Origin of the sequence: Trichodesmium erythraeum IMS101 (assembly GCF_000014265.1) — a bacterium.
In the GTDB taxonomy this organism is placed as follows: Bacteria; Cyanobacteriota; Cyanobacteriia; order Cyanobacteriales; family Microcoleaceae; genus Trichodesmium; species Trichodesmium erythraeum.
The window spans coordinates 5,510,928-5,524,651 of record NC_008312.1; the positions used below are offsets into that span (position 1 = coordinate 5,510,928).

At 33.1% G+C, this 13,724-nt stretch carries 8 protein-coding genes and 2 pseudogenes; 5 read left to right on the plus strand and 5 right to left on the minus strand.

All coding sequences use genetic code 11. The features are described 5' to 3' along the window. Positions 1 to 3 precede the first annotated feature (3 nt). The 3 genes from TERY_RS17215 to TERY_RS17225 all read right to left on the minus strand — a co-directional run bounded on the left by TERY_RS17215 (position 4) and on the right by TERY_RS17225 (position 4,330). Positions 4 to 1,623, minus strand: coding sequence for an McrB family protein (locus tag TERY_RS17215; RefSeq protein WP_011613001.1), 1,620 nt, complete (start codon positions 1,621 to 1,623; stop codon positions 4 to 6). Positions 1,624 to 1,767: 144 nt separating this feature from the next. After that, positions 1,768 to 2,208, minus strand: a complete 441-nt coding sequence (locus TERY_RS17220; RefSeq protein ID WP_011613002.1) for an ASCH domain-containing protein — start codon at positions 2,206 to 2,208, stop codon at positions 1,768 to 1,770. Positions 2,209 to 2,224: 16 nt separating this feature from the next. Then, positions 2,225 to 4,330 carry a GNAT family N-acetyltransferase gene (locus TERY_RS17225; RefSeq protein WP_011613003.1) on the minus strand — a complete coding sequence of 702 codons (2,106 nt, stop codon included), beginning with the start codon at positions 4,328 to 4,330 and terminating at the stop codon, positions 2,225 to 2,227. 530 nt (positions 4,331 to 4,860) lie between these two features. Here TERY_RS17225 and ileS point away from each other — a divergent pair. The 5 genes from ileS (at position 4,861) to TERY_RS17245 (ending at position 10,133) form a co-directional block, all read left to right on the plus strand. Beyond that, complete coding sequence (gene ileS / locus TERY_RS17230) at positions 4,861 to 8,319, plus strand: isoleucine--tRNA ligase (RefSeq protein ID WP_011613004.1); 3,459 nt, start codon at positions 4,861 to 4,863, stop codon at positions 8,317 to 8,319. A 122-nt stretch (positions 8,320 to 8,441) separates the two neighbouring features. Next, entirely contained in the window at positions 8,442 to 8,642 is a 201-nt protein-coding gene (locus TERY_RS37285) for a hypothetical protein (protein WP_370495728.1), read from the plus strand. A 54-nt stretch (positions 8,643 to 8,696) separates the two neighbouring features. Further along, positions 8,697 to 8,825: a transposase family protein gene (locus TERY_RS37290; protein ID WP_370497259.1), complete on the plus strand. Its 129-nt coding sequence runs from the start codon at positions 8,697 to 8,699 to the stop codon at positions 8,823 to 8,825. 11 nt (positions 8,826 to 8,836) lie between these two features. Beyond that, on the plus strand, positions 8,837 to 9,337 hold the full coding sequence (locus TERY_RS30960) for a transposase family protein (protein ID WP_011613005.1): 501 nt from the start codon (positions 8,837 to 8,839) through the stop codon (positions 9,335 to 9,337). Positions 9,338 to 9,797: 460 nt separating this feature from the next. Beyond that, positions 9,798 to 10,133: a transposase family protein gene (locus TERY_RS17245; RefSeq protein ID WP_011613006.1), complete on the plus strand. Its 336-nt coding sequence runs from the start codon at positions 9,798 to 9,800 to the stop codon at positions 10,131 to 10,133. 506 nt (positions 10,134 to 10,639) lie between these two features. On the opposite strand, the pseudogene TERY_RS17250 reads toward TERY_RS17245, so the two are convergent. Together TERY_RS17250 and TERY_RS33405 are read right to left on the minus strand one after the other, a co-directional pair. Next, positions 10,640 to 11,909, minus strand: a pseudogene (locus TERY_RS17250) (IS701 family transposase). Between the two features lie 714 nt (positions 11,910 to 12,623). Next, positions 12,624 to 13,706: pseudogene (locus tag TERY_RS33405) on the minus strand (IS630 family transposase). Between the last annotated feature and the right edge of the window lie 18 nt (positions 13,707 to 13,724).

Genomic DNA, 13,724 nt, shown 5'->3' on the forward strand with positions numbered 1-13,724 from the left:
TATCTAACAAATTGTCTTTGACATCCGATGTTGAATTTTTTCCCACCGAAAATCATTGACTTTTTCTGGTTGAGCAAAGAAATATTCCTCTAAATATGGTTCAATTTCCATTTGCCAAATATCTGGAATTTCCTCTGCAATATTTTTTCGGAGAAAGAAGGAAACACCGACTTGATAGTTGGGGTCGTTTATTTCTTGGTTGACTGCTTCTAAAAGTTGAGTTAACCCCTCCACTGAAAAATTTGTTTCTATTTCCTTGTAGTATTGAAGCAATATTTCATACTTAGGGGAGAGAGTGATGAAAGCAAAGCGACGACGAAGTGCATGGTCTACTAAAGCAATGGAGCGATCGGCAGTATTCATAGTGCCAATGATGCGAACATTTTTAGGAATGCTGAATAATTCTGCACTACCAGCAAGGGGAATTTTGGCGTCGCGGTATTCCAGGAGGTACATAAGTTCGCCGAAAACTTGGGAGAGGTTAGCCCGGTTAATTTCATCAATGATGAGTACGCAAATATCTTGATTAAGTGCTGCTTTTTGACAAAATTGTAGGAAGCGACCGGGAACAACAGGGTAGGTGAGTTTACCATCTTGGCTTTGGGGTCGAATACCTTGAATAAAGTCTTCGTAGGTATAAGCAGAATGAAATTGGATCAGTTCCCAGAAGCCGTCACCTCGACTGATTAAGTGTTGGGCGAGTTTTTGAGAGAGGAAAGTTTTGCCTGTACCAGGTGGACCTTGGAAAATAGCCTGTTTTTTACGGTTGATAGCGCGTATCCATTGGGTGAGTTCTGTTTCTGTGAAGTTTGTTTCTTGGGAGCATTGAGTTAGAGTGTATTCTGGTTGTAAATTAATCACATTTATTTTTTGATCTTGATCTTGATTAGTTTTATAGATATTGTCTGTACTCTTTATATTTTCACTAATAAAATTGTATTTTTTTACATCTACCAACCAATAACAAAACATATCAAACAAATCATCATCTCGCATTGCAGGTATATTTTGCTTCTGCATTTCTTCAGCTAATTCTAAAATTAGATTATGGCCAGTGAGATTAATATATGGGTATTCAGTTAGCTTTTGAGTATGTTTTGTGTTACTTAAATAATTAATTACTTTTCTGGATTTATTATTAATTAAAAGAAAATCATCTGGTTTGACTGCATTCAGAATAGGTGTTATTATTCCTATTTTAAATTCTCTAGAATATGGTAATTTAGAAAAATTTTTACAAGCTACTAAAAATTTATGATAATCTGTAATACAGGAAGTTACAAAATTATAAATTGCTCTAGTAATAACAGACCAATCTTCTTGCTTTTCCAACCATTGAAACCATTCACTTAAATCAGTATTGCTAGATTCACTCAAGTAAATCCATACACCCTTTTGTCGATTACTGGGAGTATTAGTATGAGGTAAAAGTTTCCATATAATCAACTCTGTTATGTCTTCCCCTGCCTTAGCAGCAGTAGTTATTTCTTCAAAATTCCGGCGACCTTGTTGACGTTGTTTTTCATAAGATGCTCTATGATTTAATCCTTCTAAGCTATAGGGATATGAGTCAGAAAATTCTTGAAAAAGTTGAACAAATAAAGTTAGTTGTTGAATTGCCATACACAGTTATTTTAATTTTTGGTGTTGGTTATTTTGACTATGATTGTGCAAGAATTGCGATGGCCTAACTCTTAACTGAAAATAATTTTTAATTGGGCTAAATAATGGTTTCATAGCTTGATTCACAAACGCCTTATTTTTGAACTATTCAAAATCATAGTCTACTAATTTCTTAATAATTTCAAATTCATTAGGTTTCAAGTAACGATAGCTTTGAGGTGGCCTAAAAGTATTCAATTCTTGTCTTAATTGTTCTAATTCTACTGGATTACTAAAAGTTTTAATTTTTTGGAAAAATATTCCAATCCCCAAATCTAATCCTGAATAATAATCGTAAAATTCTTCCTGGGTAATTCCTGCTTTTTCTTCGACTTCATCCCAAAGGTAAGAGATATTTTTTTTGATAATTTTTTTGACTTTAAAGTAACCAACTACAGCTTTTTTAGGAGATGAAACATAAACTATAACTAAATCATCTTTATCTAAAGAAGGAAAAACACGACGTAATTCAACTTTTTTTGTTTTCTGGTAGAAAATTTTATCAGCATATTCTGGCTTTATAGATAAAAGAACTGTATTTGGCATATTTGAATAATCCTAATTAATTTTTGTTGATTTGATCATATATTTTAGCAAATTGATCTGGTGTTATTTTAAAAGGTCCTTGAACAGTTATCTGTTTTTTTAGTATATCTTGAAGTTCTTTTAAAGTTATAGTATTAGTGAACACTTGAGTATCACTAAATCGAACAGCCATTATATCTTCATTAGGATCATTGTTGGTGATTTTTATTAAATCTTCTAATTTATATATACCTAGATTACGAAATTGTCTATATAATTTTTCTGGTTTGTCTACTATGACTTCATCTAATCGAGAACAAGCTTTAATTACTTTTGTTGTCCCGTATGGAAAAGATTTATCATTGCTGACATACCATATAATCCTACCAATTACACCAGGTTTTAAACCGCCCTTAGAACGATAAAATACAAGTTCACGTTTAAGTGCTAATTCAGTTTTAGAGCCAAATAACCAATAATTAGCTAACTCTTCATCAAATAAATCTTTTGCCCAAAATGGTTTAATAGGAATAATCCATGTAGGCACATTAGCATCAATTATTTTTGCAGGCCACAGAAAACGTTCTATTTCTATTGTAGTTTGTGAATTTTTCGTTGATTCAGATTGACTAATAGTTTTTGCAAATTTTATACAAAAATTTGATTGATATTCTAATTCAAATTTAGCTAAATCATTGAGACGCTTAGATAGATTAGATGCTGTTTCTGCTACGGGAATATTTACCTTTATATATTCTCCCTTATTCTTAATAAAAGCATCTTCTTGAATAGCTTTAACAACTATTTCTTCTAAATAGGGGTCAGTGATTCTTGTAAAATATCTGTTCTCCTGAGCTGAAATTATTATGGCATGAAAAATTAAATAACGTGCAAGTGTTCCACCTAAAGAATTATCTTTAACTCTTAGTAATGGAATTTCTAATTCAGAAGATTTTGATTTATTATAAACAATTAAACCGACTGGTTGATTTTCTTCCATTACAAGCTGATGACATATAAACTTAGAACAATTACTAATAAAACTGCGAATTTTTTGCTGAAAATATTCTTTTTTCTCACCATTTTTTTGACTCCAAAAATAATCAGTCAGCCCCTTGATTTGATTGATCGGTACAGATTGAAGATTGATTTGATTTGAACCCGCTAATCGTACAGGTTGATATGTAGTGCTTCTACGAATTTCATCTAGGTTAATAATGAGGTTACTAGGATTAGTTATTTCTAGCTTAAAAATTTTATAGATTTCATCGGTTAAATTTAAAATATGTGAATCACGAGTTACAAAAATTAGGCATTCAGAAGCAAGTGTCATAGCTAGCTGACGTATTTGTGATTGATCAAGTTTGAGATTACTTCCTTCCATAAACTCTATAAAAGAGTTTAAAAAAACCTCAAAATTTTGCTGATTATATGGTAATTTTGTAAACTTTTCTGCATTGAGACGTTGATATTTTCTATCTTGGGAATCAGTAATATTATTAATAGCATTAAAAATTTCATCAGTGACACATAACTCTAAGTCATCTTGTAGCCAATCAGCAAGTAAAGACTCTGATTCTTCACTTTTAAAACTATCATTTTCAGACAAATCAAAGAAAACATTTATATCAATAATTGCACATAGTTTAGAATTGAGCTTTTCGGTAGCATTAACAGAAAATAAATTGGGATGACCATGATCTAGCCACCAAACTGTTAAGGGTTTTCCTTCCTTACTTTTTCCAGGCTTTTCATTTAAGGGAACAAAGCCTAACTTAGACCACATTTCGTCTAATCCATAATCGCGACGGCATTTTAACTTAATACCATAAAAATCTTGATGCCTTTGACTTAAATAATTTACTAGTGTCCTAGTCAAACCCCTACCGCGGGATGATTCAGCAACACATAAATGAACTATTACAAGATGATTACTTCGACGAACCTTTCGGTACATCAGATAACCAATAAAATTTTCTTTTGGATCTAAAGCTATAATAATTTGGCCACGTTTTGCATAATCAAAAAAAGTATCGTAGGATAAATGACCTAGGGTTTTTGTATTAGCATCGCCCAATTTAATAACAGCTTGTAAATGGGGAGATTTTTCGTCAATTTCTATAGTTTTTATTTTTTCTGTCATTTTTGATGCTTTTTGAAATCACTTAAGGAGACTTAGGTGTTTAATCTTAAAAATTCATGGTTCGATTGTCATTTATGACTTCATTTATCAACAACCATTTAGAGGTGGTGTATATATGACTTTCTCTTAGGTAACTTCCATCAAATAAGTTACTTTTAAATGTTTTATAACGGTAGGATTATAAGTATTTAATATTTTTGACAAAAATCTATATTTCAACTTTTTTATTGCTATAAATAGCTTGATATTATTTCAGATCTTAAAACATAATTTTCCCTAAGTGGGCAAATTTCGTGCAATATGGAATCAATATGACTAACTCCATATCTGTCTACCAGGAAAGTTTATTTTATCTCTTAAAACCGAATTTTGTAGTAGGTTAAAGATTTTACTATTCATATGACGAAAAGAAAATATAGGCAAATTAAAATTTTTTGTATATAAAACACAAGCAAAACCCAAGACAATGTGATGATACAAAGAAATAAGTTTAAAATTCTGAATATACTAACAGAAAAATCTAAAATCTAATGGTTGAAGCAAAATCCTATAAAGAGACCGTAAACCTGCCCCAGACTAACTTTAATATGAGGGCTAACTCAGTCACCAGGGAACCAGAACTACAAAAGTTTTGGGCACAAGAACAAATCTATGAACGTCTTTCTCAGACCAACCCAGGGGAAATCTTCACCCTACATGATGGCCCACCTTATGCTAATGGCAACCTACACATTGGCCATGCCTTGAATAAAATCCTTAAAGACATTATCAACCGCTACCAAATCCTCCAAGGGCGAAAAGTTCGTTATGTTCCTGGTTGGGACTGCCACGGTTTACCCATAGAATTGAAAGTTATTCAAAATATTAAATCAGCAGAAAGGGCAAAACTCACACCCATAGAATTACGTCGCAAAGCTAGAGACTTTGCTCTCGAAACTATAGACAAACAGCGTGAATCATTCAAACGTTATGGAGTTTGGGGAGACTGGGAACATCCCTACATGACTCTCTCTCCAGAATATGAAGCTGCTCAAATTGGGGTATTTGGTAAAATGGTTTTGAAAGGCTACATTTATCGTGGTCTCAAACCTGTACATTGGAGTCCGAGTTCTAAAACTGCTCTTGCAGAAGCAGAACTGGAATATCCCGAAGGTCACAAGTCTCGGAGTATCTATGCTGCTTTTAAAATCACTAACTTGGCAAAAGCAGTTGAAAAGTCTCTCGAATCTTATCTAGAAAAACTCTGGGTGGCCATCTGGACTACAACACCTTGGACTATTCCTGGGAATTTGGCAGTTAGCGTTAACCCAGACCTTAATTATGCTGTTGTCAAACCTGATGCTGACTATGCAATGGGAAAAGACAAATTATTTATAGTTGCAGCAGAAGCAGTTGAACGTTTATCAGCAACTCTGGGCACAACTTTAACACCTGTAGCGACGGTTAAAGGTGAAGACTTAGAAAACTGCACTTACCAACACCCACTGTTTGACCGGGAAAGTAAAATTGTTATTGGTGGGGACTATGTTACTACTGAGTCAGGTACGGGTTTAGTTCATACTGCTCCCGGTCACGGTCAGGAAGACTATATCGTAGGGCAACGTTATAGTTTATCAATTTTGTCCCCTGTGGATGGCAATGGGAAATTTACTGCTGAAGCCGGAGAGTTTACGGGGTTAAGTGTTTTGGCAGAAGGGAATATTGCTGTTATTGAAGCACTGCAAAATGTTAATTCTCTATTGAAAGAGGAACCCTACGAACATAAATATCCCTATGATTGGCGCACTAAAAAACCTACTATTTTCCGAGCAACTGAACAATGGTTTGCTTCTGTTGAAGGTTTCCGCAGTGAAGCACTTAAGGCGATCGCTGAAGTTAACTGGATACCTGCTCAAGGAGAAAACCGCATTACTCCAATGGTGAACGATCGCTCTGACTGGTGTATTTCTCGACAAAGAAGTTGGGGTGTACCTATTCCTGTATTTTATGACGAAAAGACTGGGGAACCTTTGCTAACTGAGGAAACTGTTGCTCATGTGCAAAAAATTATTGCTGAAAAAGGTTCTGATGCTTGGTGGGAAATGTCGGTGGAGGAACTTTTACCAGAAACCTATCGCCAAGATGCTGAGAAGTACCGCAAAGGAACGGATACCATGGATGTCTGGTTTGACTCTGGTTCATCTTGGGCGGCAGTTGCTCAACAAAGGGAAGGGTTAAGATATCCAGTTGATATATATTTGGAAGGTTCTGACCAACATCGCGGTTGGTTTCAGTCAAGTTTGCTGACTAGTATTGCTACTAATGGTGTGGCACCATATCAAACTGTTTTGACTCACGGTTTTGTACTTGACGAGAATGGTCGGAAGATGAGTAAGTCTCTGGGAAATGTGGTAGACCCGGTAATAGTTATTGAAGGTGGCAAAAATCAAAAACAAGAACCTGCTTATGGTGCAGATATTTTGCGTTTGTGGGTTTCTTCTGTAGATTATTCTTCTGATGTACCCCTGGGTAAGAATATTCTCAAGCAAATAGCAGATATTTATCGCAAAATTAGAAATACGGCGCGGTTTTTGTTGGGAAATATCCATGATTTTGATCCGGCAAAAGATGCTGTTGCTTATGAGGAAATGCCAGAACTAGATCGTTATATGTTGCACCGGATTACAGAGGTGTTTGCTGAAGTCAAAGATGGTTTTGATAAATTTCAGTATTTCCGCTTTTTCCAAACAATTCAAAATTTCTGTGTGGTTGACTTATCTAACTTTTATTTGGATATTGCTAAAGATCGACTTTATATTAGTGCGACTGATGCTTTCAGACGTCGCAGTTGTCAGACAGTCTTAGTTGTCGCTGTAGAAAATTTGGCAAAAGCGATCGCTCCAGTTTTACCCCATATGGCAGAAGATATTTGGCAAAATCTTCCTTATCCGACTCCCTGCAAATCTGTATTTGAGTCTGGATGGGTGAAATTAGAGGAAAAATGGCATAACCCAGAGTTAGTTAAGTTATGGGAAGAGTTACGAAAAACTCGCACTGAAGTTAACAAAGTGTTGGAAAAAGCGCGGGCAGAAAAAGCAATTGGTTCGCCTTTAGAAGCTAAGGTATTGTTGTATGTAAAAGATACTAAATTCCGGGAGCAAATACAAGATTTTAATCCCATTGCTCAAGGAGAAAAAAGTAAGTCTGAATTCTGGGAAGCTAAAATCGAAATTGAACCAGAAAAAACAGAAGATAAAACTACTAATAACCAACAAAAGTTTCCTGATATTTTTTATACTTATAAAAATTTTTTATCAGATTTTTCTAATACTGTGAGTAAATTACTTAGTGGGTATAAAAAAGCTTTAGGAGGGGTGTTTTTGATGATTATATTACTGTTATCAATACAACTAACAGTAACGGTAGTAAAAACAATTGAAAAACTGCCTCTAGTAAATTACATCATGATATTAGTGGGAATTATCTACACAATTCGCTTTGTTACTCATAATTTGTTATTTGCTAAAAGTCGCCAAAGTTGGTTAGATAAAATAAAATTGACTGCTGAAGATATATTAGGTAAAGAGGCTTTATCTACTCAAAAGAAAAATTTGGCAGACAATACAGTTAAACAGTCAGCAACTTTAGTATATCCAGAAGGAGTTTTTGTGCCCCCCCAAAAAGTCGAATTTACCCCAGAACCACAAGTAGTAGAAACAGAAACTTTACCTCAACAACCTAATAATGTTAAAGCCATAATTCCTTCTGGTAATGGGGTTGATGAATTACGTTATCTATTTATTACTTCTCAAGTAGAATTATTAGAATCTCCAGAATGTTTAAGTAATCTCGAATATAAGTCTATATTAGATTCTTTAGGTATAGGAGTAGTCAAAGCAGATGGTGAGAAATGCGAACGCTGTTGGAATTATTCTACTCATGTTGGTGACTTCTCAGAAGATCCCACAATTTGTGAACGTTGTGTTGTTGCTTTAGCAGGAGAATTTTAACTGTCTTGCAAAATTTTGTAGGGGCAAATGGCTATTAGCCTCTACCTATTAGACATCTCCAAAATAGAAAATAAGATAAGATTGTCATGTTCATTTATAATTTTATTTAGGTAGCTATACCAATGAATAAAACTTTAGAGTACATTCATAATTATCCGAAAGAAACAAAAAGAATTATAGGGATTACTTATGAACAGCTAACACAATTAATAGAAAATGCAATTATCAAAGAATCAGAAAATTTCCAGGTAATTGCCGAGAAAGAAATAAGTTTAATTAAACCAGGTGGAGGCAGAAAAAAGACTTTAACTAAAACAGAATAAATATTTTTAACGCTATATTATTTACATCATATACCAACTTTTCAATTATTAGGAATAAATTTTGGAGTTAGTGAATCAACAGCCAATAATATATTCCATTACTGGATAAATATTTTACAAGATTTATTACCAGCTAGTTTATTAGAACAAGTAAAAAAAAAGAAGATGAATGAGAAGGGGTAAAAGAAGCGTTAATGGAATTAGAATTAATAGTAGATAGCTCAGAACAAAGTAGAGAAAGACCAAAAGAATCTGAAAAACCAGAAAAATATTATTCAGGAAAAAAGAAAAATAATACCTTTAAAAATCAAATAATAACGACACCAAAAGGAACAGAAATAGTGGATGTAATTATCGGAGAAAGGGGACCATTAAGTGATATAAATTTATTAAACAAACAACGGGAAAATTTTAAGGATAATCAATATTTTCAAGGGGATAAGGCAGATCAAGGAGCAGAAAGAACAAGTACACCAAAAAAGAAACCAAGAAAAAAAGAAATGCCAGAAGAAATAAAAGAAAAAAATCAACAAAAAGCCCAAAAAAGAATATTCGTAGAACATGTAATTAGATTACTAAAAATATTTGGAATTGCGAGAGAAAGATTTAGATTAAAAGAGAAAAGTTATGAGAAAGTAATAATGGTAGTATGTGGATTAGTGAAATTAAGAATAGGAGCATTAATATTAGTATAAAAAGAAGATAATCAATTAAGAGAATAAAGTGAAAATGGGGGGAAATAAATGTTGAATTAGTAAGAGAAAATATCTCAAAGATTTATGATTGCGTATTTTAGGACCAAAGATGCTTGATATGGCAACTAGGCTAAGATCAAGTCAAGGAAAGGCTTTGTTAATTTTTGGAGATGTCTATTTTATAACGCTCAAAAAAATATCATGGTTTTTTTGTTGGAGGGAGAGCGATGGCCTATTTCATATTTCTGTGGTATAATTGTTATATGTAGGGGGTTTATGGCATTCGCCCGGAGAATGTATTGAGTCAGCAATGGTTGTTGTGTTGGTCCTAGTTTTTGACTATTTTTTTTTCATCTCAGAAGCGATGGCCTATTCCATATTTCTGTGGCATAATTAGACCTCTCCAAAATAAAAATTAAGGTAAAATTGTAGTAGCCAATTATATATACTCTGTTTCCAAATGAATAATGTATTAGAATATATTTATAACCATCCAAAAGAAATAAAAAGAATTATTGGTACTACATATGAACAGCTAATAAAATTAATAGAAAACCCTCAAAAAGTTGAAAAAAAAAGACTGGGGAGCGCCAGCCAAGAAAAAAGGTTAATCAAGGCAGGAGGAGGAAGAAAAAAGTCTTTAAGCAAGACAGAAGAGATAATGTTGACCTTATATTATTTGTATCATGTACCAACATTTCAGGGACTAGGAGCAATATTTGGAGTTAGCTCATCAACAGCAAATAATATTTTTCAGGCTTTGGATAGATATTTTGAGGGAATTATTACCATCTAGTTTACTAGAGGAATTCTCGGGAAAAGAAAACGAATATTTATGGATAAAAGAGGCTTTGACATAAAGAGAATTGATAGTTGATAGTACAGAGCAGGATAGGGAAAAGCAAAAAAAATGATGATAAACAGAAAAAGTATTATTCAGGAAAGCCAAAAAGTAATAAGTTTAAAAATCAGATAGTAATCACAGAAAAGGCAGAAAAAATTGTAGATATAATAGGAGGATAAAGAAGTCCAGAAAGTGATATAAAGTTATTCAAAAAAACCACAAAAAATTTGGGTAGAGAACCAAAATTTCAAAGAGATAAAGGATATCAAGATGGTCAAAAATTAACACGCTAAACAAAAAAAAGAATCCATAAAATGTCAGAAGAAGTAAAAAAATAGAATCAAAAAAAAAAGCTCAAAAAATAATATTTGTAGAACATATAATAAGACTGATAAAGATATTTAGAGTGGCACGAAAAAGATTGAGATTGAAAGAGAGTAACGGGACTTTAGCAAATTTCAAGCCCAAACAAACCCTAAACTCTCTTTATGAGCGGTAAATACGTCGATGTTTTCATCTAACCACTCAACAAAACGATAAGATATTGCGGTACGAAATGCTTCTAAAGTATCAGTAAACGTATTTAATGGTTTGTTAGCCCAACGCCTTCTTATACCTCCTGTTAACTGATGCCAGATAATAAATGTATAAGCACAAAATACTAAAATAAAATGCCTTTTAAGGCTGATTTTATCTCTGACTTGATATTCTCTTAATCCTAACCATCCTTTGGCTTCCCTGTAGAAAACTTCCACCCAATTTCTTTGAGAATAAGTAGAATATATCCACTCAGGAGTTACATATTTGTCTTCTCTATTAGTGATATAATAGTTAATATCAGTGGCCTCAGAAAAACTTTTAGCATTCATAACGATAGCTATAGTTTTTTGACCTGACATCCTAGATATTTCTACTTCTAATGTAGCTACCCAAACTTCTCTAGCATTTTTTGTACTTAGTTGAACTAAGTTGAAAGCTTTCTGAGGTATACTTTCTGCCAGCTTGTCTAATCTAATTTCCTCTTTAATGTCATCTTGTTTTTTAATGATGACTTTTCGATTTTTAGCTAATCCTCCTATATAAGTTAAACTTCTTTTCTCTAGTTGATTTAAGAATGATGTATTGTTACCATAGCCAAATTTCAATTAACACAATTTCTGGTTGGTGTCCTCTGGACAAACATTGATCTACTAGAGACATTGCACTCGTCTGGTTTCTTGACAAATTCTGGGTCTTTTTTTCCTTTTGGAAAAGAATCAGCTTTCTGATACAAAGCTATGTCTAAAGGTAGACTTTTAACTCCATCATAAAGATGAGTTGTCACCACGACTACACCATTATCTGTTTTTCCTATTTCTCCTATATATTGCCGCCCTACTCCTGCAGTAAAATTACCACTTTTTCTGTGGCCTGAATCGTCTATAATTAAAGCAATAGGATCGAGAAGGTTTTGTTTGGCGACGTTCCCACATTACTTGAAGACGACGCTCATTCACAGCATCTACAGACCAATTTGCTCGAACTAGAAAATGCCGTAATTTGTGGTACGTGTGACCTACAGTGTTGTTGGCAATTTGAGACAAGTTTTTTCGATCGCTTTCTCAAGAGTAATCCTCCTATATATTCCCTAAACCCTGTTTTTTGGGCTTTTGTTTTAAAGACATTGTTAAAGCGATCGCACCATCGATGGAAACAAGAGGGCATGGCCACTGAAGTTGTTTCTTTCATCAAACTTTTCCCAGGCCAGTAATTAACGTAAAATACATATCAGGTATACATTATACCCTTTTTTTTACTATTTTTTCACTAAAGTCCCGGTAATTATGAGAAAGTAATTTTAAAAATATGTGGTTTAGTAAGATTAAGAAGAGGAGAATTAATATTATTATAAATCATACATTTTGCTTTTTCTGAAAAAATCAATAAAAAACTAGATAAAAATGGTAAATAACTAACAGTAACTATCTGTAATACTATAAAGCCCGTAAAAAATGACTATCTGGTGGAGCTGGCGATCGCTCCCCAAAAGATAGTTACAGTAAATGCTTGATAATTTTTGGAGATGTCTAATTAAACCCCAACTGACTGTCAGCTATTCAAATACTTATACTCTTACCTTGATTTCTAGGGATATTGCTAACTACTCTCTCTCCTATTTTCCATCGACCATAAAGAAGTTCAAATTGGTATTGATGGGGTTACTCCCATAGCTAACTTCACATATAAAGGCACATTTTTAATTACCATGAAAATCGTCTAAAAGAAATTTACGATCAAAAACATCCAAACTAAGGAATTTGAATAGGAGATGGTTGTTATTCTTGCTACAATAAGTATCTCCATAAAAGGTTCTCAAAGCCTTAAACTGCCGTTCCAAAATCGGTATTTTTTGAGAGGTCTAATAGCTATCATGAGTTTTAGTAATATTAATATATAGCAATCCTAAATAGATTGTGGCAAAATTACATACTGAAAAAGCTTTGAGAAATCAAATATTTGACCATCTGCAAAAAACTTAAATAGCCACTTAACTACTTTAAAAGAACTGCAAAGATGATAAAATTGTCTGATGAAACTTTTAGTTTGCAACCAAATATCTTCAACAGGGTTTTGTTCAGGAGCATTTGGGGCAAATGAGCGTACAATTTATCAACCATTCTTCTTCAGGTAAATCTTGATTAATTAACATCAGATATTCTCGAAATTCTTGAGAGTTATGATAAGTTGCACCGTCCCCAAATATTGCCAATCTTTTTCCTGGTCTTTGCTCTTGTAAATATTTAACAAATTCATTCTTTTTTTCAGTATTTCCATTCTTATATTCTTGCACAATGAATTCCTTAGTTTGATAATAATTGGCTCCATAATAAGTTTGTCTTTCTTTTTCATTTTTTTATCGGAATTTCTATTCTTTTATCTGTTCTTCCCCAAGTATAGCTATATAGATCACCCCATAATAGATGACATTCATCAATCATAAACACTGTAAGATTTTCAGATTCTATTTCTGGTTGCCATTTAGTCAATAATTCCTCTATTTCTTTTTTTTTTGCTTTCACTAATTCATCATTTTTAGCGGGATTTTTTTTTGAGTTTTTTTCCAAGTTATTCCTGCTTCTTTGAGTAAGTTATAATAACTTTGATTAGACTCAAAAACCACATCATATTGCTTCTTTAAATATTTTTGTAAATCTGACAATCTTAGGTAATTTTGTGCCCTCAACCACTCAATTATTTGCTCTTTTTCTTCGGCCTTTAAGTAACCTTGTGTTCCAATATAATTGAAGCTTTAAACTTTCACTTGCCATGAAACAGTGCTTGGTTTTTCCATTCGCTTTCTAAACTGCTGAGTTACATTTAATAATTCTTTGACTTCATGATAGGATTTTCCCGACAAAATCATTTTTACAGCTAAGGCTCTTTTTATTTCTTTTGACTATGCATGTGTGATTGATAAAATCGTCTAGTTCATCTATAATATTCATTACTTTGTATTTTGACTGGAGATGTTATTCTTACTATTATATCTGTTGCGACCTATTT